The sequence below is a fragment of the Streptantibioticus ferralitis genome (genome assembly GCF_029223525.1).
GTDB lineage: Bacteria > Actinomycetota > Actinomycetes > Streptomycetales > Streptomycetaceae > Streptantibioticus_A > Streptantibioticus_A ferralitis.
In genome coordinates this window covers 21,709-45,665 of the sequence record NZ_JARHTQ010000031.1, presented here as the reverse complement: position 1 = coordinate 45,665, position 23,957 = coordinate 21,709, and the positions used below count along the sequence as shown (strand labels likewise).

The window sequence follows — 23,957 nt, the reverse complement described above, 5'->3', positions numbered from 1 at the left end:
CGGCAACACTCGCGCACTCAGCGGTCCCCATCAGGTGCAAATGACGGAAACACTGCTTGAGCCTGTGCCCGACGCCCACGGCAGGCACGGTCGTCTTCCGCGTGAGGCCAACCGGGTGACCACCACGAGAGCGGACGGCAGGGGCCCCAACCGCTGGGCAACCTGCGAGCGACCGTCGACGGCTACACACCGGAGGGCCGGCGCTTCCTCGTCGAGCCGTGCCGGTTCACCCGGACCGGCGTCGGTGCGCGCGGAGTGGAACCATGGGCGCAGAAGGGACGGACGTCTCCGGCCGCTAGCCCGATCAGGACTGGCCTCAGCGGCATCGAGCTCAGCCGACGGGCATCCGTCACCCAGGCGTCAGCAGCCCGTGCACCGGCCTGGGTAGCGGCTCGACACGACACGATCCGAGAGGCGGGACATGGCCACATACCCGATCAATCACCTGCGCGTCCGGGCTGGCATACCGAGGGAAGAAGGCCTGGCCCATCTGGAGCAGGTCGACGGTGCCGGGCCGGACTTCACGCCCGCCGGCTGTGCAAAGCGAACCCGTCCAGCGGTCGCAGCGGCCCCGGACGATGTCAGCTGATCTCACCGCTTGCCTCACGCCGAGTACCGGGCCAGCTGATCAGCGACGCATCACCCCTTATGCCTCTGACGTGGAGCCGTTCATGACCACACCTCGGGACCTGCTCATCGGTGCCATCGACATGGCGTCCAGTCGCCCACTGGGGCGCGGCAACCTGTCGCTTGCGCTCGCTGGAGCCGAGCTGATCGACCTCCTGAACGCCGAAGCCATCCGGCTGGACGGCGATCGCATCGTGCCGACCTACCGGCCAGCGATAGCTGATCGCCTGTTGGACGAGGCCGCCGCGACTCTTGTCCAGGAGGCGCCGTACGAGTCAATCGACGACTGGCTGTGGCGCAGAGGCCGGGGCCTGTCAGCGGCCTATCTGGCCGCCCTCCAGGCGGAAGGGCAGCTCACCCAGGAACGCCGCGCCCGCTGGACGCCCTTCCGGGCCGGTCAGATGGTGCTCGTCGACTCACCCGCCCGCCGTGAGGCGGCGGACCGCTGGACGTCGGACGAGCCCGTCCTCGCCGCGCTCGCGGCGGCCATCGGGATCCGCGACAAGCAAAATGAGGACTCGCCCAGCCCGGCGGACGACCCGGTGGCGACGGTGCTGGCCACCGTCGATGACGCGTTGAAGGATCTGGAGTTCGAACGGCATCGGCGGGCCATCGACGAGGCGGCCTTCGAGAACATCTGGCGAGGCTGGGAATGATGACCGCACGCGCGGTGGCGACGGGCGCCGACAGCGTGATCACGGGCGCGCCGACACATCAGCCCAGCTCGCTGCATCACCTGCCGGACCCAAAGCTCCGCAAGTCCCCGCCAACATCACCGAACACCGGTGAGCGCGACCAGGACTCCTGTACGTCGCGGGGGTCTCCGAAACCGCCGGTGAACTCCAGGTGGACGTAGCCGTGGAAGGCTCTGCGCAGCAGGCGGCCCGCGTCGGTCAGGTCCGGCTCGGTGAGGCCGTAGGCGCGCAGCATGCCGTAGGTGAGCTCGGCGCTGCGGTGGAACCCGACGGAGTCGGCGACTTCCTCCGGGTCGAACTGCATCTGGGTCGCCGCGTAGCGTCCGGGGTGTTCGAGGGCGTACTGCCGGTAGGCGTTGGCGAAGGCGACGAGTGCGTCCTTGCCGGCCCGGCCCGCGACGGCCGCCGCGATGCGGTCGGTCATCTCCTGGGCGGCCGGCAGGGCGACCCGAACACGTAGCTCCCGCAGGTTCTTGACGTGCGAGTACAAGCTCGCGTCGTTGACAGCGAAGTGCCGCCGCGAGCGCGGACACCGTGACCTTGTCGAGGCCGACCTCGTCCGCCATCTCCGCGGCTGCCGCCGCCGGCCGGGTGGCGGAGAGTCCTGCGCGCACCATACGGGTACCTCCACAAATCTTCTTTCCTGGAGTCTCTAGGAAAGGGCCTAGCACCACTAGGCAGGCCTCGTCGGCACCCGGCCGCCGATGCCGGAGCGTCGCGTCTGCTGTCAGCACCGCAGTTGACTGGATCACGCTGCCCCCGCGGCGCCCTCGGCGACGGCCAGGAGGAGGTTGTTCGAAGTCCAGCTCCCCTGACGGGACATCACTTGCGACTGCGGCCCCCGATCGCAGCTTCGCCGCGTCAAGCTCGTCGAGCGTCGCGGCGATCTGCTGGCTGCTGTCGCCCGCCGCGTCGTTCGTCAACGGCGCGGTCCTCACCGTCGACGGCGGTGTCACCTCGCTCGATCCCGGGACCGTCGCGTTCGACTTCCGGCTCGAACCGCGCGACAGCGACGAAAATTGACGCCGAGTCAACTCGGGGGGCGCCCCAGAAGTCAGCGTGCAGGACGCGCGACGCGGTGCGCTGTGCTGTCGGCCTCGGACACGCCACGAATGCCCCCCTGGCCACCTGCAGCCCGTGCGGCGTCAGCGGACTGAACGCTTTCGTCCCTCCAGGAAGGCGCGCTCGGCGGCGTTGCTGGTCAAGGCGAGCGCGGCGTCGTACGCCTCGGCGGCCTCTTGGTGGCGCCCCAGACGGCGAAGCAGATCCGCGCGGGTGGCGTGGAAGGGCTGGTACGCCTCAAGGTCGGCCTCCAGGCTGTCGACGACAGCAAGCGCCGCCTGGGGGCCGTGCACCTCAGCCAGTGCGACAGCCCGATTGAGCGCGACAACCGGCGTCGCAGCGCAACTCATCAGCAGGTCGTACAGCTGCAGGATCTGCGACCACCTGGCGTCCGGGGTGAGGGTGTCATCGCTGTGCACCGCGTTGATCGCGGCTTGGATCTGGTACGGGCCAGGCATAGCACGGCGCAGGCACGCGCGGACCAGCGCCTGGCCCTCCTCGATGAGCGACCGGTCCCACAGCGAGCGGTCCTGGTCGGCCAGTAGCACCAGCGAGCCGTCGGCCGCGGTGCGGGCCGTGCGGCGCGTGTGCGTCAACAGCAGCAACGCCAGCAGCCCCACGGTCTCGGCTTCGTCCGGCATCAGCTCGACCAGCAGCCGGGCCAGCCGTACCGCCTCGGCGCACAAGTCCTCCCGTACCAGCATGTCCCCGCCCGAGGCGGTGTAGCCCTCGTTGAAGACCAGGTAGACGGTGTCGAGCACGGCGCGCAGTCGGTCGGGCAGTTCGGCCTCGGTGGGCACCCGGTACGGGATGCCCGCGTCCTTGATCTTGCGCTTCGCGCGCACCAGACGCTGCGCCATCGTTGCCTCGGGTACCAGGAAGGCACGTGCGATCTGCGGGGTCGACAGGCCGCCGAGCAGCCGCAGTGTCAGCGCGACCTGGGCACCGCGGCCCAACGCCGGGTGGCAGCAGGTGAAGATCAGCCGCAGCCGGTCATCGGTCACCGGTCCCTCCCCTTCAGGTTCCGCCTCTCGGCCGTGCAGCAGCTCGGCTTGGGCATGACGCTCGTGACGGGAGGCGTCACGGCGCAGCCGGTCGATGGCACGGTTACGGGCCGTGGTGGTGATCCACGCACCCGGATTGGGCGGCAATCCCGTCTGCGGCCACCGGGCCAGGGCCACCGCGAAGGCGTCCTGCACCGCCTCTTCGGCGACGTCGATGTCGCCGAAGAGACGGATCAAGGTGGCCACACAGCGGCCGTACTCGCCGCGGAAGACGCTCTCGATGTCGTCGTGGGAAGTCACCGACGTACTACTCCGCTGGTTCCTCCTGGAAGGGACGGACCTCGACCGGTCCCTGACACGCCTTGGTCGCCTCGCTCGCCCAGGCCAGTGCGGCGTCCAGGTCCTCGGCCTTGATCACCCAGAACCCGCCTAGGTGCTCCTTCGTCTCCGCGAACGGCCCATCCGTCGTCAGCACCTTGCCGTCCTGAACCCGAACCACCGTCGCGGACGTCGGCGGGTGCAGCCCACCCGCGAAGACCCAGGCCCCCTCGGCCCGCAACCGGCTGTTGAAGGCCTCGACATCGGCATACATCTGCTGCATGACCTCGGGCGTCGGCGGCTCTTGCCCCTCGACCATGTGCACCGACAGCAGGTACTGCTTCATGACGCTCTCCTCATCAGCAACAGCCGGCTCCTTACCGGCCTTCTACTGCTACTACGAACGCCCCACCGCCGGATCGACACCCGGGCCGAAAAATTCTTTTACGGATCCGTCTCGCGGCGTCCTCGGGCGACCGCCAGCCCAGGATGGCAGCTCGGCGAGCCACCAGCGGGACGCACCCACCGGCCCCAATACAGGGTCTCACCCCCATGCGCGCTTCCCGCATCGCTGGCTGAGTACGACACCGGCATACGGAGACGCTCACTGGACCGGCTGAGGCGCCCCGGCCGGATCCGCTGGACACCTGGTGGGGACCGGTGGGCCGGGCTTCTTGCGGCCTGCGGCACGTTTCCTACCCGGAGCGGCATCAGCGGCCCCTGGACCCTCGGCGGCAGCGTACGTACATGCCTGCTCACGACACGGTGACGCTCTCCTGTTCGGCAAGGAACTCATCCAACAACTCGAAGGGCCACCCTGGGCTTCCTGCGCCGGGGGGAGATCCCAGCTGTCCCGGCCGTCGGGCACACCAGGCCCTGCCACATGTGATCGCTGCTCCGGCCACTGCGGGCGATCAGCCAGTCCCGCCCCCCTACGGTCCAGGGCCGCCATCGCGCTGTGCATGCTGGTCGTAGCCGTCCAGGAACGCATCCAGACCCGGGAGGGAGGACCGGAACACGTATCTGCCCAACCACTGGGCGGCGGCCCTCGGCACTCTGAAACCATCAGCCCTCATGTCACACGGGCCCTCGGACCGGCGATGGGAGCGGCGCCACGGACACGTGAGAGACAAGCGTCCGCAGCACCGCAGCACCCCTTCGCCGTGAGCGGTAGCCTCCAACCGCCGTCGGGGCCGGATGCTCTACGCAACCGCAACCTCGGGGGCCGACGGTCAGGGGTCCGTGGCGATTGCCCTACTGGGCCCAAGGCGGAGAGAAAGCGGCGTCGCCGACAGTGGCCTTCATACCGACCGACGTCATGACGGTGGCGGTGGCCGGGTTGACGGTGCAGCCATTGCGGATCAACAGCTCCGTGTCGGCCGGAACGATGATGGCGTCGCCGGGCCCGGCGGCTACCTGCTCGCCACCAACGGTGGCCGCGATCTGACCGCTCACCACGACGAAGACCTCTTCACGGTCCATCCGGTGGCGTTCGCTGGTAGCGCCCGGCGCCAACTCCAGCGACCAGACGGCAAGTTCCGCACTACCACGGGAAGGCACCGCCAAGGGGCGGAAGGTGAAACCGTCACGCTCAAAAGCCGCAGCAGCGGCTCTGGTGGACAGGGGCATGCCGTTCCTCCACACGATATAGTCAACCTAGCTGACGTTTTGGAGACTAAGGCGAACACGCCCAGTGGTCAACCCAGTTGACCACAAGATGGGAACCCGACACCCCGAGGAGACCCGTGAGCACCAAGGACATCGCAACGGACGGTGATGGGCCCGGCCTCCCGGGACAGGTCCCCCTCCTGCTCGCAATGGTCTTCCGAGCCATGAACGACCAATTCCACGCCCGCCTGGCGGAACTGGGCCGCGAACCCCTACGCCCCGCACACGGCTACACCTTCCGCTACCTCGCAACCCATACCGATGCCACCACCGCCGACCTCGCCGCCTACCTCGGCATCACCAAGCAGGCCGCGTCCAAAGCCGTCGCCGAACTACACGAGTGGGGCTACCTGGAACGTCGCCCTCACCCCCACGACCGCCGCGCCCAAACCCTGGCCCTCACCCGACGCGGACGCGACTACCTCCAACTCGCCGACCAGCTCTGGACCGAAGCCGAACAACTATGGACCGACCTCATCGGCGCTGACCGTCTCGAAGCCGTCCGCCGTGACCTGCAGACGTATCTCAATCACACTTACGGCGACAACGAAGCCCCACTGCGCCCCCTCTGGTGAACCCACCGCGGGTAGCCGAACCACTGACAACCGGTGTCGACTGCCAGCCTAGGGAGCGTGTGCACCCGCACGAGGATCTCGGTCGGCAGCGGCACGGCTTCGAGGTGCAGCGCCTCCGGCCCACCCAACTCGTGCTGCACTACGGCGCACATCGTGCGCTCGCTCATCGGCTCTCCTTCGTCGCGATCCAGGCACCACCCGCTCGTGTGGTCCGAGCACTTCCCACTACACCGGTCCGCGTCCGTGCTCCTGGTAGTAGGCCTCTGCGAAGGTGGCGATTGAGCTTCAGGGTTCGTTGAGGCAGTCGTCAGTTCTTGCTGGACCATGCGGACGGTAGGAGCTGCGGTCGTGTCGAACGCAGCCGCTCAGAACGTCTTGAGCACCGCGACGCTGCGGACCTCCGTCCCGATCTTCAGGGCCCGGGCCCTCTCACATACGGCGACGGCACCAGCGAGATCCTGGGTGGCGGCCCCGATCGACTTGAACACGGTGACGTCGTCGGCCCGCCGGCGGCCCGGGACCTCTGCCCGCAACAGCTCGGTGACGGTGGGCACGGCCGAGACCGCCTCCCCGTCGAGCTCGCGCCAGGCCAGGACGTCACCCGATTCGCTGGCGACGGCGTCGGCAGGGGCATCGAAGACAACGGCGTCGGCCCGAGTGAAGGTGGGGACGTCAATCTCCCTGAGGGACGGCGTCGTCGAGCCGATCGACACGATGTGCTGCCCGGGCTCGATCCACTCGCCGCGCAAGGCGACCGGGCCGCCGGAACCCGTGTTGGTCGCCACGACCACCACGTCCATCGCCGCGACTGCCGCCTGGGCGGTGTCGACCGGCACGACCTCGATGTCGAGCTCGGCGGCCATGCGCTCGGCGAACGCCTCACGCCGCAATGACCGGGGACTGAACACCTTCACGCTTTGGATCTTACGCACGGCCGCCACGGCCGCCAGGTTGGTTTCGGCTTCCAGACCGGCCCCGATGACGCCGACGGTGGCGGCGTCCTCCCGGGCCAGGTGCCTGGTCGCCAGCCCGGCGGTGGCTCCGGTGCGTGCGGCCGTCAGATAGGCGGCGTCGAGCACGCTCGTGACCGCGCCGGTCTCGATGTCGCAGAGGACCACGAGGTACCGGACGCCCCGCTCGAATGAGCCGTGGAGCATCTTGAGCCCGAGCACCCCGGCCCGGCTCGTGATGGCCGGCATCACCCGGAAAAACGTGCCCTCTACAGCCAAGTTGGACCGCGGCGGCATCGCCAGCTGCGGCCCGGGGGCGTCGCCGAGCGCCGCCTCGATGGCGTCGACCATCGCTGCCATGTCGCAGGACCGGCGCACCTCGTCATCGCTCAGCAGCAGTGTCGTGCCGTCCGGCGCCGCGCCGCCGCCACTGACGGACAGGATCTGATTCAGTTCCATGATTCTCCTCAATGGACGAAGGGTCTGTTCGGCGTCGCTAGCTCACGCCGCCGGGGCATAGCCGGGCCCCGCTTTTCGGTTGGTGTGACTGCTCCGGACCTGGCTTTCGGGTCGACGAGAGCCAAGGCGTCGAACGCCCCGATGAACAGCTCCAGCCGCCGCTGCGAGGAATGCCAGGTCGTAGCCGGAGGCGAGTTGGCGGGTTCCGCCAGAGGCACGGGTATCGATGAGGGTGGTGAGCAGGGCGCGGCCTATGGCTCCGCTGACTTGACGCGTGGTGTTCAGCACGCCAGCGGCAACGCCGGCGAGGGCGGGCTCGAAACGGGTGGCCGCGACGGTGGTCGGAGTGAAGCGGCGAAGCGCAGGTCCGGCCGAGCTCGGGCAGGGCGACCGAGACGATGACCGCGTCAAGGGTCACCACGAACAACCCGAGACAAGCGAGAGCCAACGACAGTCCCGGCTCGCCCCTCCGCTCTCGGATGGCCCCGGCAAAGGTACGGGTTCGGCTGGACACACGGCGAGCCTAACCTAATTTGTGACCACTGGTCACAAACAATCCGTGTGGTGGTTGTCACCCCCTGACGGAGTGCTCGCCACCGGCCCTCACCGACAGTGGTCTCGTAAAGTCCTGGCCATGGCAAATGCCGCGACAACCCGACACCGCCCGGGACGCCCCGCACAGATCAACCGCGAGCAGATCGTCGAAGCCGCCCTCTCGGCCGGGAACCTCGACACGCTGACCATGCGGGAGCTCGCTGCCCGCCTGGAGGTCACCCACAGCGCCCTCTACCGCTGGGTCAAGAACCGCGACCAACTGTTCGACCTCATCAGCGAAGTCATGGTCGAGCGCATCCTTCCCCCCGACGGCCCACACGGCCGTTACTGGCGACCCTGGCTCGCACACGTCGCCTGGGCCATGCACGACCAGTTCCTCGCCGTGCCCGGCTACGCCACCCGCACCTCACGACCGCATCGCCACAACGCCCAGGCCTTCGGACGACTCCGAAATGAAGTCATCACCGCCTTCACGAACGCCGGAGTCCACCCCGACCTGGCCGAACAGAGCTGGTACATCTTCATCACCTCCGTCGTCAGCTGGCTCGCCGCCCAAGAGAATCCCCTCGACCTCGGCGACAGCGCCCCTCGCTTCGAGCTGTTCCTCGACACCCTCCTGCGAGGCCTACCGGCGCGAGAACCAGGCGCCGAACGACGATCGGCACCCCGGCACGCTCCGTGATCACCGTGGCCGATATGAGTCCGACACCGACACTCGCCGCCGTGCTCGTTCACTGCCTGAACAGTGGTCAGATCACCGCAATATGTCGCCGCCTTCCGTCGAGTTGATCACCTATGCGGCTGCCCGGAGCCGTGTCACGGCGTCCGTTGGTTCAGCGGTCGGATGCCGCCGGGATCCGGAGCGGGGCTCGGGCCGCGTACGGCTGGGGCGACCAGCGCTGGACGCTGGAGCGGGTTCCCACAGTGATCGAGCGCCCGTCGCGCATCTCCTGCTCCGTCGCGGGGTTGTGGCGGCTGCTGCACCGGCACGGCTGGACCCGGCAGAGCCCTACCCGGCGGGCCCTGGAGCGGGACGAGGCCCTCAGCTACGCACCCGACCCAGGCTGCCGTCGGTTCGGGGCCGTACGCGGGCCGCGCCATTCGCAGTTTCGCCGGCCGAGAGCGGCGCTACGGCACCTGACCGCAGGCGGGCAGCCAGGCAAACGCGGCCCCGGCTGCACTCAATTTGAAACGATCAGTAAGCCGCCGCCTACTCGCCCCTTGGCCTACCACGGTCGGCGGATCACTTGCCGTGCTGCTGGGTTGTCTGGGAGAGGCTGTCGTGCCAGGCGGCCTTCGCGCCCGAGTCACCGATGCGGTAGACGTCCACCACCGAACCGGTCGCAACAGCGAGTGAGAGAAGGACAGCCGCAACCCTGACCGGGGCCGACGCCACCCATGCCGCCGACGAATCGCCCGCACCGACCGTCTGTCGGCGTGCCATCCACCACACCGCGGCTGAGAACAGAAAGAGACCAACAGCCCACGGCAGCAGACCGTCACCGAGGTCGGCGTGCCGACGCACCAAAGGGTCGCTGCCGACGTGCGCCTCAAGCCATTCCCCCGCATGCGTGGTCAACGGCACGCTGGCCAGCGTCACGAATCCAAGGGCTGGCAGCAGCAAGCCCAACCGACGCGCACCGGCGGGCCACACGGCGCAGACCACGACTGCCAGCGCCGTCAACGGCACGAGAACGACGACGCCGTGCACCAACAGCACGTGCGCAGGAAGCCCATTGACTACGGTGGGACCCATAACGTTGTTCTCCCCAGCGGTTGACCCGGACTGGGCCCCCGCCCGATTGCGGTGGCCCCACAACGAACGCTGCCTGCGGCAAGGCCGGATCCCGCTCCTGTGGCAAGGGTGCCGCGACCTACGGCGTGAAGGCATCCGTTGCCCTGCTGCCGGAAGCGAGGTCACGTTTGCATAGGAACCTCTCAATAGCCTCTGAGAGGTGCGTAGATGAGTCAGACACTTCGGAACGCCGCCATATACGGCGTCCGAGCTTTCGCGGTAGCGGCGACAGTGAGGTCTCCGGGCGCGCCCGGAGCGCCTTGCATCCGAAGCCGAGGCCACGCCGATGTGCAGGTTACAGCCCGTCAGCCGTCCGGCCTTGGTGCTTGATACGCCGAGATTCCCGGGCTGATGGCGCGTTAGGAATGGCCCAAAGCCAGAGGTTGGGGGCCTGCCATTGGATGGGGCCGGACGGAAGGGCCCCTACGGGCGCTATGAGGGCAGCGGTTGCAGCTCGGGCCAATGGGCGAGCATGCTCTCGCGCATGGCTGTGGCGAGCGTTCCCAGATCCTTCAACTCACAGCTGTCAGCGGTCATCTGGCTGACGATTCGGAGACGGTGTGCCAGCCGCTGGCGGGCGGTAGCGGTGCCCCACTTCCAGTCCCGGTTCGGTATCTCGTCCAGGTGGTCGATGGTCCCGCGTTGCGCCCGCTGCACCAATGCGTCGCCTCGTAGCAGCCAGCCGGCACACGCGTCGGTGGGATCGTCTTGGACTTCGATGCCCGTAGCATTGCGCCATGCCGTGCGGTAGGCGGTTTCTGCCGCGTCCAGCAGTGTCTGATGCGCAGCGGTGGCGCACCAGCGGGTCGGGAAGCCGATGCGCAGATAGGCAAGTTCCACGAGCCCGTTGCCCAGCGCGGCCTGTTCGAAGTCGATGAACCGGACGCCGCTGCCGGCGTGCATGTCGTTACCGGGACAGGGATCGCCGTGCGGCAGGGCGTGACCCGGGGTCCGGGTCAGACGGTACCGAGCTCGTGCAGCTCGGTTCGCGCGCCGGACGGGGCCACGACGCCGAGCATCTGGGCAAGCCTGAGGAAGGAGTCGATGTCATCCGCGGTCGGACCCGACCATGCGGGAAGACATCCTGTGGCGTCGGCGCTGGTGGCCGGAGCCGGGCCAGCGCCGTCGCGTAGTCGACCACCCAGTCCTCGCCCGGCTCCTGGTGGTCCAAGTGCTCCAGGACCAGGGCCCGTTCGTCTGGATCGGTGCCGAGGAGCATCGGCACCACGGGCGGGCTGAAGTGGGACGCGAGCTGCAGCGCGGCCACCTCGCGGGTATACCTCTCCCTGGCTTCCGGGCCGTCGATGAGCTGTTCGACCACCACGGGAGTACCGGACAGCTCCGCCCGCCATACCCGTGATCGCGGCCTGCTGCCCAGCCTTTGGGCCCGACGCGGCGAACCCGGTTCGGCCCTGAGCTCTTCCCCGAATGGCAGTCGTGACCTCATCGCCATATCGTTCCGTACGCGTGAACGACGCTGGTGCCGGGCAACCGCTTCTGCCTCATCGACACCAGTCACAGCCGGCTGACGCAGGTGGCGGATGCCGGAACGTGTGCGGGAGCGGGAACGTGTTCAGGTGCGGGAACGTGTTCGGGTGCGGGAGATTGACGGTGGGGCGGCAACGCGGCCGACCGAGCCCGATGCGCGCAACCCGGATGCGTTCCAGCAGTGGCCTGGCACAGACTGCGTCGTGTCGCTGGCCGGGGCGTGAGCTGGATGGCCAGCGGCCGTCCCCGGCCGTCGCTGGGAGTGGGGCGAGCAACTCCCCCTTCTGCTCAGTGAGTTGACGTCGACACACTCGACCGTGATCCGTCATCCAGGTGCTGTGACCGGCAAGTTCACCGGGTTGGCGTCGGTGGCGCCCGAACCCGTTGGATATGGGCAGACATCCGATACCGGTAGGGGTCGCAACGGTGAAGCCGTTCAATGCCCGGAGGCTGACCGACCAGGAGGTCGAGAAGTCACAGCGGATCGTACGTCGGCCTGGCCTGCCCGGACCTCGGTGGGTGGGAGGCCGTCCGCGCCTGTTCAGGCTTGCTGACGCGGATTTCGTCGTCCAGACGGCCACCACCCGCCCGGTCAGGCTCGGCCAGCCCTTCACCCGCTGGTCGATCCGCAATCTGCTCGCCTACCTGCGCAAGGTCCACGGGACGCCTTACAACATCAGAGACCATGCTGCAGATGACGCGGCGGCATCCCTGGCTCAGGCGCGCGCCCCGCCGTCGACCCGGAGGACCGTGCCGGTCACATAGGAGGAGCGGTCGCTGAGGAGCCAGGCGGCGGCCTGGGCGATTTCCTCAGGGTCAGCCGCGCGGCGCAGCGGGGTATGCGCCTTGAGGCGCTCGACGAGACCGGGCGAATCTGCTTCCCAGGTACGGATCATCTCAGTCAGCGTGTTGCCGGGGGCGATCGCGTTGACGCGGATGCCTTCCGGGCCGTAGGTGATGGCAGCCGACTCGGTGAGGCTGTTGACCGCCCGCTTCATCGCGCCGTAGGCGGGCAGCTCGGGGTTGCCCATCAGGCTGCCGACGCTGGAGTTGTTGACGATGGCGCCCGTCCCGGCGGTAGCCCGGATGGCGGCGACCTCGGCGACCATGGCCAGCCAGGGGCCCTTGAGGTTCACGGCGTAGACGTGGTCGAAGTCGGCCTCCTGCACCTGGTCCATCGGGCCGGGCGGCACGAATGTCGCGCCATTGTTGAAGGCGACGTCAAGCCGACCGTACAGGTCCACGGCGCGGTCGACGGCGGCGCGCACGCTGGCGGCGTCGGCCAGATCGCACACCACGTAGTCCGCGATGCCCCCCGCTGCCCGGACCTCCTCAGCTACCGCCTTCAGCTGTGCCTCCGTCCGGGCCGCGAGCAGCACCCGGGCGCCCTCCCGGGCGAACAGCCGCGCCGCGGCGGCGCCGATACCGCGGCCGGCACCGGTGATGAAGGCGACCTTGCCGGCAAGCAGGCCCAGGGCGGCGGGGGTGGATGTGTCGGTGGTCGGTGTGTTGTTCATGGCAGCCAGCCTGCGTCCGGCCACAGAGCCGATCCAGGCACCAGCGGTACCTGGATCGGCTGCGCGACACCCGCGCACACTGGCGGTGTGGACAGACGAGAACTGGCCGACTTCCTGCGCAGCAGGCGCGAGCGGATCAGCCCTGCCGACGTGGGGCTGCCCGCCGGGCCGCGCCGCCGCACCCCGGGGCTGCGCCGCGAGGAGGCGGCGCAGCTGGCGTTCATCTCGACCGAGTACTACACGCGGCTGGAGCAGGCCCGTGGCCCGCGCCCGTCACGCGAGGTGCTGGCCGGGCTGGCCCGGGCCCTGCGCCTTTCGGACGCCGAACGCGACCACCTCCACCACCTCGCCGGCGCACCGCCTGGCCCGCCGCCCGGGCCCTCGCGCGAGGTGCGCCAGAGCATCCTCGACCTGCTGCACCGGCTGCCGCAGGCCGCCGCGATCGTGACGTCCGCGACGTACGAGGTGATCGCCTGGAATGATCTGGCGGCTGCCCTCATGGAGGACTTCTCCGCCCTGTCGCGGCGCGACCGCAACCTTGTGCGGCGTGTCTTCCTCGGGCCGCACCGCCAGGGGCAGCGGTTGTACGGACTGTCGGACGTGGACGCGTTCGCCCGCACCTCGGCCCAGCATCTGCGCGCCATCGCCGCCCGTTACCCCGACGATCCCGAGGTGGCCGAGCTGGTCGGTGAACTCCTCGCCGGAAGCAAGGAGTTCACCCGGCTGTGGGCCTCCCACGACGTATGCGCCGAGCTCACCCTGTGCAAGACGTTCCAGCACCCGCTGGTCGGCCCGGTCACCGTCAACTGCGACGTCCTCGACATCACCGACCGGGACCAGCGGGTCGTGATCTACACCGCCGCCCCCGGCTCACCGTCCGAGGAGGCGCTACGACTACTGTCGGTCATCGGCACACAGCGCATGGACGTGCCCCGCTGAGCCACACCAGGCCGCATTCGAGCGACCGGCTCCGCCATCATGCTCCCAACCCGAATCGGACGTCTGGCCACATCCAACCGGTTCGGTCGCCAGCATCGCCAACCCGGTGAACGTTGCCCGCCGCGGTCCCGCACATCAGCGCCGGCACAACGACCGTCACGCCCTCGCAGAGCGGACTCCGCCTACCCACGCACGGAGACGAGGCATGATCAGTCACCGCAACGCGCCAGTAGGGACTGGATCAAAACGAGGTCGGTCGGCGCCCGGAAATGATGGTGCATCAGGCTTCGTTGATGACTGCCGGATAGGAGTGAGGGGCAGCTGCCTCGCCTGAGCCGCGATCGCCCGTGAGGTGTGCCTCGGCGACCGTGCAGAAGGCCGCGAGCAGGCGATTCCGGTCACCGGCGCGGGTCGCGAGCACGACGTGGCTCGGCTCGACGCCCTCCAGCGGGACGGTGGTCAGGTCGGGGCGCAGATGGTCGGCGTGAGCGATGGAGATGGCCACGCCCTGCCCGGCGGCGATGATCTCGTACTTGTCCTCGACGGCCTCGACGAGGGGCCGTCGGGCGCGCGGCGTCCGTCGGGCCGGGGGTCGACGCGCCAGAAGGCGCTCCAGGCCGGGTCGGATCTGCGCACCCGGGGCAGGGGCTCGTCGGCGATGTCGTCCAGGGTGACCGACTCCTTGCCGGCCAGGCGGTGCTCCCTTGACAGCACCACCACGCGGGGCTCGTCGTACAGGACGGTCACGCGCAGGTGGTCGGTCGCGAACGGCATGCGGGCCACGACCGCGTCCACGCGGCGGTCCAGCAGTGCCGCGCGCGGTTCGTTCCAGGCCACATGCAGGGTTCGCACCTCCGCGTCGGGGTTGCGGCGGCGTAGCTCCCGCACGGCCGGGGTAACGATGATGCCTGCGGTGTACCCGACGGTGATTTGCTCTGGCTCGTCCGCGGCCCGTGTGAGCTCCACGGCCTGAACAGCGGAACGCAGCAGCGCCTCGGCGAGTGGCAGGAAGACCTCACCCGCCTCGGTCAGGCGGCTGCCCCGAGGCGTGCGGTCCAACAGGCGGGTGCCCAACTGCTGTTCAAGGCGGTTGATTTGGCGGCTGAGGGACGGCTGGGTGGTGTGCAGGGCTTCGGCGGCGCGGCCGAAGTGCTGATGCTCGGCGACGACGACGAAGCACCACACCAGCCGCAGGTCGAGGTCCACCGGGCGTGGCGACCAGTCGGGCATACCTCAGGGTAAACCCGCGCCGGCCGGGCGCCGCCGCGCGAAGAGCGCTGATGAGATGCGGTCATACGCAACGCGTATTTCTACATGCGGAACATTCATTGGATTTCGGGCGCCCGGCGGGCGCAGGGTGGAAGGACCGGCCGGACGGTCCATCGAACACCCGATTCAAGGAAGAGAGTTACGATCCATGCGCGTCTTTGTCACCGGTGCGACCGACCACATCGGTTCCCTCGTCGTTCCCGAACTGCGCTCGGCCGGACACGAGGTCGTTTGTCGGCCTGGCCCGCTCCGACGCGTCCGCCGCCGCACTGGCGGCCACCGGCGCCGAGGCCCACCGCGGCACCCTCGACGACCTCGACGACCTCGACGACCCATGGAAGGCCGCCTCGGCGGCGGACGGCGTCATCCATCTGGCGTTCATCCACAACTTCGCCGACTACGCCGCCGCGGGCGCGGCCGACCTGCATGCCGTCGAGGCGATCGCGGACGCGTTGGCAGACTCCAGTACGCCATTCGTGGTCACCTCGGGCACCGCGGGCCTTACCTCGGGACGCGTCGGGACGCGTCGGGACGCGTCGGGACGCGTCGGGACGCGTCGGGACGCGTCGGGACGGAAGACTTCGCGCTCGATCCGAAGGGAGCCTCGGCGCCGCGAGGTCCCTCAGAGAACGCGGCGATCGCACTGGCCGAGCGCGGGGCACGGTCGCCGGTGATCCGCTTGGCACCGCCCGTGCACGGTCCGTACGACACCCACGGCTTCATCCGGCGCCTGATCCGCATCGCTCGTCAGAAGGGCCTCTCCGCCCACGTCGGCGACGGGTCCAATCGCTGGCCGGCCGTGCATGAACTCGACGCGGCGCGCCTGTACCGGCTGGCACTGGAAGCGGCCCCGGCCGGGTCGCGGCTGCACGGGGCGGTGATGAGGCAGTGTCCTTCCGGGTCATCGCCGAGACCATCGGCCGCCATCTGGACCTGCCGGTCCTGAGCGTTCCGCCGCAACAGGCGGGAGCCCACTTCGGGTGGCTCGGCGCCGCGGCCGTGCTCGACAACCCGTCGTCGAGCACGGTGACACGGGACTCGCTGGGGTGGCGGCCGGTGCGCCCCGGACTGATAGCAGACCTCGATGAAGACCACTACTTCTGCGGCTGAATAGCCGTCAGTTCTGAATCCGGAGATCGAAATGACACGTTTGCAGGGACGCCACGCCCTCGTCACAGGCGGCACCGGCGGGATCGGACGGGCGATCGCCGAGGCGCTGGCGCGCGAGTGCGCGCTCGTCGTGGTGACCGGTCGCGACGCCGTGCACGGCGGGGAGGTCGTCGGCCGCATCCGCGAACAGGGCGGGCGCGCCGAGTTCGTCAAGGCCGACCTGGCCACCGGCGACGCCGTCCGGCTCCTCGCCAGTGACGCGCTGGCCGCCGCGGGCGGGCGCATCGACATCCTGGTCAACAACGCGGCCCACATCCTGCCCGCGCAATCCTTGCTGGAGGCCACCGAGGAGCAGATCGACGCGGCTCTGGGGCTCAACGTCAAGGCGCCGTTCCTGCTCACCGCCGCATTGGTGCCCGGCATGGTCGAACGCGGCGCCGGTGCCGTGATCAACATCGGTTCGGTCAGCGGCGTCCACGGCAAGGAGGGCACCGCGCTCTATGGGGCGAGCAAGGCCGCGCTGCACTCCCTGACCAAGTCGTGGGCCGCAGAACTCGGCCCCAAGGGCGTGCGGGTCAACGCCATCGCGCCGGGTCCGACCGCCACCGAGCTGAACACGGCGCAGATGCCGATGTGGGAACAGTTGACCGCGAGCAGCTACCCCGCCCGACGCCCCGGCACCGCGGCAGAGGTCGCCGACGCCGTGCTCTTCCTCACCAGCGACGAGGCGTCCTACATTCACGGCGTGCTGCTGCCCGTCGACGGCGGTGCCCTGACCCGCTGAACCGTCCGCGCCCCGTGTCGGGCAGCGCCGCGCGCGCTGCCTCGCACGGGGCGCATCTCGGTGCCTGTCCTCGGTGTCTGTCTGGGATCGAAACGAGGTCTTCAGTCGTCGCCAGCAGATGGTGGCGCAGCCGAGGGTGCCGAACGCTTGGTGGATGTCGTCGCGGCGCTCCCGGCGGATACGTGGTCGGCGGAACCAGCGCAGCAGAGCAATCGCGCCTTCCAGCACCCAGCACCGTTTCGGTCCGCCACCGGTGGAGGCCCCGGCGATCTCAACGGCCAGGACGGCAGCAACGGTTCGATCAGCGGTCGGACGCATTGTGATTGACGACAGCTCCGACATCACGTGAACTTGAGCGCGTCCGGCCGTACGGCCGAAAAGGGTCTGCCATAGATCTGTTGGCGTCAGATCCGGTACGGCCAGAGCGTGACCTTCTGTCCATCGCAGCGGATCTCCACCCAGGTGCCGTCGACGTCTCCGGGGGGTGGTTCTGCGACATCGAACAAGATCTGCGATTCGCCCAATTTCAGAACACCGCCCGTGTCCACGAACGTCAGCCGACCGCGTAGGACGACGCGGCTGTCCTCCTGGCCGATCGCCGATCCGGCAGTGGCAGCCCACTGAGTGTTGCCTCCCCAGACGATGTCCTCGTCGACGGTCCACTCAACGTGGTACCAGCCCTCCGGATCACCGGGATCACCGCGCCAGCGGACTACTCCGCTTCCGTAGGGCGTCTGAACCCGAACGGGGTGTGGGAGTTGCGGAATACCCGCGAGCTTCTCTATGTGGACCAGCACTCATTGATCATGGCACCACCAAGCCATCGGCAGCATGCGAACTGTCAGCATGGAGCCGGAAGTTCAGCTCGCTGTGGGTGTCGAGAGGGCGGTGGTGTAGTCGACTGGCAGGGCCTGGTGACGGTAGAGCCATGTGACACCTGCCGCTGAGAGCAGCCCGATTCCCAGACAGCATACCCATGGTAGCCAGGCTCGTCCGCTGTGTTGACCGGAATCCATGGCCCATCCCACAAGGGTGTTGCCGCTGGCGGCCGCAATACCGGAAAAGACGGAGAACATCCCGAAGTGCGTGCCCGTAAGGTCTTCGCGGCCGAATTTGGGAACCAGCTCTATCACGCACGGTTGAGCCACCATCACCCCGGCATAGAGCAGAAGCGCTCCGACCGACAGCGGTAGTATCCGCAGCACCGCGTCATGCGCGTCAGCGGGTTCCCCAAGGCCGACAACCAGCACCGGTGGCACGAACCCCAACCCCATGAGTGCGAGTCCCGGCCCCACCCACCGTGCCGCCCCTCCCCGGATCCGCACAGCGTGGGTGATCCGCAACTGGAACACCAGATTGGCGATGGTACCCAGGGCAGGCGGGATGCAGACCGCGCCGTCCCACCCCGAAATTCGCCGAGCCCCATCCGGCAGCAGCAGATAGAGCTGGTTCTCCAGGGTGAACATCCCGACCATCGTGATCGCGAAGGCCAAGAACCAACGATTACCGAGTACTTCGCGCCAGTCATTCCAGATACTCCCGTGAGCCAGGGCGACTTCACGTGCCGGCAGCGCGGCCAGCTGGGCGATCGTCAGTACGGCGAACACGGCGGCGGCACTCAGCGCGCAGACCCGGAAATCCATCAGGAGCAGCAACCCACCTGCCAGCAGTCCCACCAGCCCTCCAGTGGTGCTGGCCACGTTGAGTAGCGCGAACGCCTCCGCCTTGCGGTCCACCGCCTCCAGAGTGATATAGGTGCGTACCGCGGGATAGAACAGTGCGCCCGCCAGTCCGCTGAGTACGGAAGCGGCGAGCACTATCGGTAGACCGCCGCCGAACGCGAAGAGAGTGAAACCCGTGGTGCGCAGCAAACAGCCGGCCGGGATCACCCGGCGTGCCCCCAGACGGTCAGCCGCGGTGCCACCCAGGATGAACAGTCCTTGTTGACTGAGGTTGCGCACTCCGACAACCGCGCCGACAACCGCAGCGGACAGCCCGAGGTCTTTACCAAGGTGCATGGCCAGATAAGGAATCAATATGTACGATCCGATATCCATACCAAACTGATTGATCAAGAGCAGCCGGACCGTCAAAGGTAGGCAGCGGAAGGGCTGGAGTGTTGCCATGTCGGCACACTAGAGACGAGTTAACTGCTACCACCAACTAAATGACGAATCTATCGATTTCCGCCACAACCTCCATGCGCGCACCGCATGTTTCACATATCATTCTTCACTCGCGCCCGATCGACCGCTGGACCGCTGTCGTGCGCGGTGCTGCCCGAGCCAGACGATATCGATGACATGTAACTGATGCGGCGGTCAGTGTTCCTGGGCTGTCGGGCGCATCATGATCTCGTTGACGGCGGCGTGCGGCGGCTGAGTGATCATGAACGTGATGCCGCGCGCGATGTCCTCAGCCTGCAGCCATGCGTTCTGAGGCATGCCGCGGGCGGCAGCGGATCCGGGGCCGGTCGCCATCTCCGTCACGGTCAGACCCGGTTCGACCAGACCCACCCGTACACCCCGCCCGGTCACCTCTTGGCGCAGGGCCTCGCTGAACGCGCACACCGCGTGCTTCGTCGCCGAATAGACGCTGTTGTTCTTACGCACCACCCGGCCCCCGACCGAGCTGACGTTCACAACATCGGCGACACCTCGCGGGCCCTGCGCCGCCGCGCGCAGCAGATGTGGCAGCGCCGCCTGGGAGCTGTGCAGAACGGCGGTGAAATTGAGGTCGACCATCCGCTCCCAGTCCTCTGGGTCACCGTCCTCGAACGCGCCCATCGCGACGTAGCCGGCGTTGTTCACCAGCACGTCCAGCCGCCCGAATCGATCCACGGCGTCCTCGACGATCTGGCGCGCCTGTGCCACATCACACAGGTCGGCGGTAAGGGCAACACACGCGCCATCCTGCTCCCGGATCGCAGTGGCCAGTTCCTCCAGACGCTCCGTGCGGCGGGCGGCCAACGCAACGGCGACGCCCTGCCGGGCCAACGCCAGGGCGGTGGCCGCCCCGATGCCGCTGGACGCGCCCGTCACCAGCGCCACGCATCCCGACAGCGGCCCGCCGGTCGCATCAGCGGCTTGCGTGCCTGCCACCGCTTCGTACTGGTGCACGGCTCCGGCGCTCCCAGCGTTCGTACCCTTCACACCCAGGTCGCCCTTCGCAGCTCGTCCAACTCACCACGGGCTGACGAATTCACCCTCAGCACCGCACGCCAACGCACCACCGATGGTGGACGCCCTCGGCGGCTGTCTTCTGTTATTCGCAGCTTGGACCACGTAGCCCGAGAACGCCTCCCCACACTCCGTCTCCGAGCACCGTTGATCGCCTCGAACGGAGTGAGCGCCGCACGGAAAGCGCTCGCCTGGCGCACGGGACAGGAAGGAGTGCCCCAGCTCGCGGCACCGTCGTCGGCGCGGAAGCCGTGTAGAGGTCCTCGATCGTCTTGGCTGCGATCGAGAGCTGCGCTCGCTCCTGCGCGCTGCTGTTCGTGCCCACGCTGCTCCCTCTGCCGGCGATCCGTCCGCCTCTGTTTCGCCGCCTCACCCTCGTACACGTCGCCGCGCCCCGGGGACTGCCTCGTCGGCCGGTCCGGTCGAGAAGCGGTTCGGACACGGCGGCGGCCCCGCCTGGCCCTTGGGGCAACACGGTCAACGGAATCGAGGACGGTGGCCGAATCCCACCGGCCAGGCTCCTCCGACAGGGGGAGTCAGCACCTCGTCTTCACTGAGCCCGCACACCCACACCAGCGCGTCGTGAACGCCTTGTGCGAAGTCGCGGGTGGCACTGTGCTGCGTGGTGTCCTCCAGTTGGACCACTGCGGTGTCGATCTCAGAGGTCAACTGCTCCAGGTCGGGCACCCCGACACACCGGGCACCGGTGAGCGGGGCGCCGGCGACGCGGCCCATCGCCCACTGGTAGGCGGCCAGCACGCCCAGGGTGAACTGGCGGTGCGGCTCGGGTTTCGCAGCGCGTTGCTGTAGGGACTCGTACGCCTGCTCAACGTGGGAGCGGGGCCGAGCCCCGATCAGCTGGTGGTGATGGTGTGCGAAGTATTCAGCCATACCTCTCGGATATCCGAATTCCCTGCCGTAATGCGCACAGAGCGTTCCAGATTATCGCCCGGAGCCCCTTCCCGGCGGATCGCCGGAGCTCAACGTGGTGAGGCGCCCAGGGCCGACCGAATACCTACGTCGGCGACGGCCCGTCGGAACCGGCGTGGTGAAGGCGCAGGCCCAACGTCCAGGTGGGCTCGCCCGCCTGGTGGTCCAGCCTGACGTCCACGACCGTGTACGTGGGATCCTCCTCCAACCATTCCGCCGCGGCCCGGACCAGGCTGGGCTGACGTTCTCCGGCGAGCGTCAAAGTGCCGTCGTCTCCGACGGTGACCCACGACCCGGCATGACCGTCGACGAATGTGCCCGCCCGATGTCGCAGTTCCTCGGTCACTGCTGCGCCATGGCGGTCAGCAGTCATCTGGCTCTCCTCCTCTCGCCCGCCGAGGCGCGCTCCCGTGCACACAGCCTCCGGCCGCTCCCCCCTTCGGCGCCGGGCCCCGCGGAGCCGCGCCGATTCGCGGCTACCTTTTGAGGGCGAACTCGAATTCGTCCAGGCACTTGCGGAACTCCTCGACCGCCGCACGTGCGTCTGCGCACGCCTGCTCCACCCGCGCCTCGGTCGTCATCTCCGTACTGCCCACTGCTGCTGCGCGTGCCACCGACTCCCTTGCGTTGCCCATCGCCCGGTCCGCCCTGACCTTCACCGCACTGGTCGCACGCACAGTCGAGTCCTCTCTGCCGTGGAAAACCGTCTGCCACGACGAATCCCCGCGCTCAGCGACACCAAACCTCGTTAATTCAGCGGCAGTTTGGTGATTCGACGGGCGCCGTCAAGGGAAGATGAAGAGCCAGGGATTGACGATGATCAACAACCTACTGTCGGCTCCCAACAGCCGCCCGACGGCTATCGCTTGTCCTTGTGGCTGGTGATCAGGCCGATGATTCCGGCGACGCTGAAGACCGCAATGATCAATATGGCGATGTACGCGGGTGCGGGGGGGCGCTGCCATCCATACGACGCGGCCCTCCTTTCACTGACGGTGGAGGAACTGATTCCCGAGAATCGCCGAATCAGTCGGGTGCGGCCTGTGAAGCGGAGGACCACGGCGGGTGCCCGGGACGATCACTCGGACCGGTCCGCTGAGGTGCCATGAGCACGCGTATCAGCGCAAGCTGGAACGCGCGATGCGGAATCCCACGTCGTCGATCCGGAAGGTCGGATGGCTACGGCGCCGCACCGAGGCCCGGCAGCTCCAGCGCTCGTCAAACCACCCACCGCCACGTAGCACCCGATAGCTGCCATCGACGTCGGCGTCGTAGATGTCCCAGCACCACTCCCGGACATTGCCCAGCATGTCGTACAGGCCCCACGAGTCGGGTGGCTTGCCGCCGACGTCGTGAATCCGTTCGTGCGAGTTGCCGCGATGCCATGCGATCTCGTCGAGGTGCCCGTACCGTGGGCCAGCCGTACCGGCACGACAGGCGCGCTCCCACTCGGCGTCGGTCGGTAGCCGGTATCCGTCAGCGGATGCGTCCCACTCGATGCCCTGGACATCAGCATGCAGGCGATACGCGGGCGCCAACCCCTCGGGCGTTCGGCAATGGGGAGGCCGGCCCCCGCCCGTATCGACCGGGCACGAGAGCTGCTCGAGACATCTGACGCGCCCATGGAGGCCGTGGCACGGTTGTACGGACTGGGCACCCGGACCGACCTGCGGACACTGTTCAGACGACAGGTCGGCGTGGCGCCAGGCACTTGTCGCGATACGTTCGACCGCCGTGCACGTGACACCGGCCAGGTGGACGCTGCCACCGGCAGTGCGGCCGGGTACGGAATCTCAGGCGGACGCGGTGGGTAGAGCGGTGAGCCAGTCGATCAGCAACTGGTTGACCTCGTCGCGACGTTCCTGCTGGATCCAATGGCCGCAGCCATCGAGGATGTGCGAAGAGAGCAGGCCAGGCATGGTTGTTGGGTAGGCGTTGATCGCGTCGGCCATCCAGGAGGTCGAGGCGTCGAGGCTGCCGCCGATGAACAGGGACGGCTGGGTGATGGGGGTGCCGTCGAATTCCGCGAGGTCTTCCCAGTCCCGGTCCATGTTCCGGTAGCGGCTGAGCGCCCCGCTCATACCGGTCCGCTCGAACTCCCCCGCGTACACGTCGAGTTCGTCTTCGCTGAGCCAACCGGGCAGCCGACCGGCGGGGAATCGGTCCCGCAACGTCTCACCCCGGCTGACGAAGTGCGGGTCGGGGGCGCTGGGTGCGGGCATGGTATCGGCTGACAGGGCGGCGTAGAAGCCCGCGAGCCAGCCGCGGACGTCCGGTTCGATCTCGGCCTCGGCCCGGCCCAGTTCCTGGAAGTAGGAAACGTAGAACTCATCGTCGCCGCCCATCCGTGCGAAGATCTCGCTGGGCCGCGGCCCGCCTCGCGGGGCGTAGGGAACGCTGAGCAGCCCGACCGCATGGAAGACATCCGGCCTGACCAGGGCGGAGTTGGCCGCGATGGTCGAGCCCCAGTCATGGCCGACGATCACCGCGGACCGTTCACCCAACGCGTGCACCACGGAGGCGTTGTCCTCCACCAGGTCGAGCATCCGGTACGCTGCCGCGTCCGCGGGCTTGGAGGAGCGTCCGTACCCGCGCACATCGATGGCGACCGCGCGATATCCGGCGGCGGCCAGCACCGGTAGCTGGTGGCGCCAGGAATACCAGGACTCCGGGAACCCGTGCACCAGCAACACCAGTGGCCCGGTGCCCTGTTCCACAAGGTGGATCCGGCCTGCGGGAGAGGACACCAGACGATGAGTTGCGTCCGTGGCCTGCTGCGACATGCATCCTCCTGGGATATCGATCCGCCATCTGCCAAGGTCGGTACGGCCCTGACCCGAGCTGTGCAACCGCTCAGACGCGGATCATGCGGCACGCGGTGCGAGCGCGGCCACCTTTGTTGCCGTTTCGGCAAGTCGCTTGTGGACGGTCACGCCGCGCGCGTGGCGTGCTCCGCCCCGCGCCGCCGGACCGATGCCCATCGCTTCGTCGGTATCGCTCCGGCCCGCGGTGGAGTGCCGCGGCAGCGCTTCG

Annotated in this window: 20 protein-coding genes and 6 pseudogenes; 9 read left to right on the top strand and 17 right to left on the bottom strand. The window is 68.4% G+C overall.

What is annotated here, in order from left to right; translation table 11 throughout:
* Window positions 1-671: 671 nt before the first annotated feature.
* Window positions 672-1,283: a GOLPH3/VPS74 family protein gene (locus P2L57_RS32320; RefSeq protein WP_275820629.1), complete on the top strand. Its 612-nt coding sequence runs from the start codon at window positions 672-674 to the stop codon at window positions 1,281-1,283.
* A 76-nt stretch (window positions 1,284-1,359) separates the two neighbouring features.
* Here P2L57_RS32320 and P2L57_RS32315 read toward each other — a convergent pair.
* Window positions 1,360-1,939 (bottom strand): annotated as a pseudogene (locus tag P2L57_RS32315) (TetR/AcrR family transcriptional regulator).
* 265 nt (window positions 1,940-2,204) lie between these two features.
* Here P2L57_RS32315 and P2L57_RS32310 point away from each other — a divergent pair.
* Window positions 2,205-2,345: pseudogene (locus P2L57_RS32310) on the top strand (dehydrogenase); the annotation flags it as partial.
* A gap of 122 nt (window positions 2,346-2,467) precedes the next feature.
* Here the strand turns inward: P2L57_RS32310 and P2L57_RS32305 are convergent.
* The 3 genes from P2L57_RS32305 to P2L57_RS32295 all read right to left on the bottom strand — a co-directional run bounded on the left by P2L57_RS32305 (window position 2,468) and on the right by P2L57_RS32295 (window position 5,266).
* Window positions 2,468-3,688 (bottom strand): RNA polymerase sigma factor, encoded by a 1,221-nt coding sequence (locus P2L57_RS32305; protein ID WP_275820628.1) that lies wholly within the window; start codon window positions 3,686-3,688, stop codon window positions 2,468-2,470.
* Between the two features lie 7 nt (window positions 3,689-3,695).
* Window positions 3,696-4,052, bottom strand: coding sequence for a YciI family protein (locus tag P2L57_RS32300; protein ID WP_275820626.1), 357 nt, complete (start codon window positions 4,050-4,052; stop codon window positions 3,696-3,698).
* A gap of 908 nt (window positions 4,053-4,960) precedes the next feature.
* Entirely contained in the window at window positions 4,961-5,266 is a 306-nt protein-coding gene (locus P2L57_RS32295) for a cupin domain-containing protein (RefSeq protein ID WP_275820710.1), read from the bottom strand.
* A 185-nt stretch (window positions 5,267-5,451) separates the two neighbouring features.
* On the opposite strand from P2L57_RS32295, the gene P2L57_RS32290 reads away from it, so the two are divergent.
* A complete protein-coding gene (locus P2L57_RS32290) occupies window positions 5,452-5,949 on the top strand; it encodes a MarR family winged helix-turn-helix transcriptional regulator (protein ID WP_275820623.1) in 498 nt (165 codons plus the stop codon).
* A 365-nt stretch (window positions 5,950-6,314) separates the two neighbouring features.
* Here P2L57_RS32290 and P2L57_RS32285 read toward each other — a convergent pair whose 3' ends face one another.
* Entirely contained in the window at window positions 6,315-7,358 is a 1,044-nt protein-coding gene (locus P2L57_RS32285; RefSeq protein ID WP_275820621.1) for an ornithine cyclodeaminase family protein, read from the bottom strand.
* A gap of 634 nt (window positions 7,359-7,992) precedes the next feature.
* Here P2L57_RS32285 and P2L57_RS32280 point away from each other — a divergent pair.
* The gene (locus tag P2L57_RS32280) at window positions 7,993-8,595 is read left to right on the top strand and encodes a TetR/AcrR family transcriptional regulator (RefSeq protein WP_275820619.1); all 603 of its coding nucleotides are present in this window, start codon (window positions 7,993-7,995) and stop codon (window positions 8,593-8,595) included.
* 113 nt (window positions 8,596-8,708) lie between these two features.
* Window positions 8,709-8,942: pseudogene (locus P2L57_RS32275) on the top strand (helix-turn-helix domain-containing protein); the annotation flags it as partial.
* A 214-nt stretch (window positions 8,943-9,156) separates the two neighbouring features.
* On the opposite strand, the gene P2L57_RS32270 reads toward P2L57_RS32275, so the two are convergent.
* The gene (locus tag P2L57_RS32270) at window positions 9,157-9,669 is read right to left on the bottom strand and encodes a DUF2231 domain-containing protein (protein ID WP_275820617.1); all 513 of its coding nucleotides are present in this window, start codon (window positions 9,667-9,669) and stop codon (window positions 9,157-9,159) included.
* A 471-nt stretch (window positions 9,670-10,140) separates the two neighbouring features.
* Window positions 10,141-10,611 carry a hypothetical protein gene (locus tag P2L57_RS40405; protein WP_308292536.1) on the bottom strand — a complete coding sequence of 157 codons (471 nt, stop codon included), beginning with the start codon at window positions 10,609-10,611 and terminating at the stop codon, window positions 10,141-10,143.
* A 166-nt stretch (window positions 10,612-10,777) separates the two neighbouring features.
* Here P2L57_RS40405 and P2L57_RS40400 point away from each other — a divergent pair, with 166 nt between their 5' ends.
* Window positions 10,778-11,068, top strand: a complete 291-nt coding sequence (locus P2L57_RS40400; RefSeq protein ID WP_308292535.1) for a hypothetical protein — start codon at window positions 10,778-10,780, stop codon at window positions 11,066-11,068.
* Between the two features lie 844 nt (window positions 11,069-11,912).
* Here the strand turns inward: P2L57_RS40400 and P2L57_RS32255 are convergent.
* On the bottom strand, window positions 11,913-12,713 hold the full coding sequence (locus P2L57_RS32255) for an SDR family NAD(P)-dependent oxidoreductase (protein ID WP_275820615.1): 801 nt from the start codon (window positions 12,711-12,713) through the stop codon (window positions 11,913-11,915).
* Window positions 12,714-12,800: 87 nt separating this feature from the next.
* Here P2L57_RS32255 and P2L57_RS32250 point away from each other — a divergent pair, with 87 nt between their 5' ends.
* Entirely contained in the window at window positions 12,801-13,652 is an 852-nt protein-coding gene (locus tag P2L57_RS32250; RefSeq protein ID WP_275820613.1) for a helix-turn-helix transcriptional regulator, read from the top strand.
* Window positions 13,653-13,932: 280 nt separating this feature from the next.
* Here P2L57_RS32250 and P2L57_RS32245 read toward each other — a convergent pair.
* Window positions 13,933-14,882, bottom strand: a pseudogene (locus P2L57_RS32245) (LysR family transcriptional regulator).
* A 187-nt stretch (window positions 14,883-15,069) separates the two neighbouring features.
* On the opposite strand from P2L57_RS32245, the pseudogene P2L57_RS32240 reads away from it, so the two are divergent.
* Window positions 15,070-16,031 (top strand): annotated as a pseudogene (locus P2L57_RS32240) (NAD-dependent epimerase/dehydratase family protein).
* A 31-nt stretch (window positions 16,032-16,062) separates the two neighbouring features.
* Window positions 16,063-16,815, top strand: a complete 753-nt coding sequence (locus P2L57_RS32235) for an SDR family NAD(P)-dependent oxidoreductase (RefSeq protein WP_275820612.1) — start codon at window positions 16,063-16,065, stop codon at window positions 16,813-16,815.
* Window positions 16,816-17,219: 404 nt separating this feature from the next.
* Here P2L57_RS32235 and P2L57_RS32230 read toward each other — a convergent pair whose 3' ends face one another.
* The 8 genes and pseudogenes from P2L57_RS32230 to P2L57_RS32195 all read right to left on the bottom strand — a co-directional run bounded on the left by P2L57_RS32230 (window position 17,220) and on the right by P2L57_RS32195 (window position 23,707).
* Window positions 17,220-17,612, bottom strand: a complete 393-nt coding sequence (locus P2L57_RS32230) for a hypothetical protein (protein ID WP_275820610.1) — start codon at window positions 17,610-17,612, stop codon at window positions 17,220-17,222.
* A gap of 63 nt (window positions 17,613-17,675) precedes the next feature.
* On the bottom strand, window positions 17,676-18,941 hold the full coding sequence (locus tag P2L57_RS32225) for an MFS transporter (protein ID WP_275820608.1): 1,266 nt from the start codon (window positions 18,939-18,941) through the stop codon (window positions 17,676-17,678).
* A 195-nt stretch (window positions 18,942-19,136) separates the two neighbouring features.
* Entirely contained in the window at window positions 19,137-19,934 is a 798-nt protein-coding gene (locus tag P2L57_RS32220; protein WP_275820606.1) for an SDR family oxidoreductase, read from the bottom strand.
* 537 nt (window positions 19,935-20,471) lie between these two features.
* Complete coding sequence (locus P2L57_RS32215) at window positions 20,472-20,885, bottom strand: hypothetical protein (protein ID WP_275820604.1); 414 nt, start codon at window positions 20,883-20,885, stop codon at window positions 20,472-20,474.
* 124 nt (window positions 20,886-21,009) lie between these two features.
* Window positions 21,010-21,297, bottom strand: coding sequence for a hypothetical protein (locus P2L57_RS32210; protein WP_275820602.1), 288 nt, complete (start codon window positions 21,295-21,297; stop codon window positions 21,010-21,012).
* A 103-nt stretch (window positions 21,298-21,400) separates the two neighbouring features.
* The gene (locus tag P2L57_RS32205; protein ID WP_275820600.1) at window positions 21,401-21,601 is read right to left on the bottom strand and encodes a hypothetical protein; all 201 of its coding nucleotides are present in this window, start codon (window positions 21,599-21,601) and stop codon (window positions 21,401-21,403) included.
* 441 nt (window positions 21,602-22,042) lie between these two features.
* Window positions 22,043-22,468, bottom strand: a pseudogene (locus P2L57_RS32200) (formylglycine-generating enzyme family protein); the annotation flags it as partial.
* Window positions 22,469-22,717: 249 nt separating this feature from the next.
* On the bottom strand, window positions 22,718-23,707 hold the full coding sequence (locus P2L57_RS32195; RefSeq protein ID WP_275820598.1) for an alpha/beta fold hydrolase: 990 nt from the start codon (window positions 23,705-23,707) through the stop codon (window positions 22,718-22,720).
* Window positions 23,708-23,957: the final 250 nt, after the last annotated feature.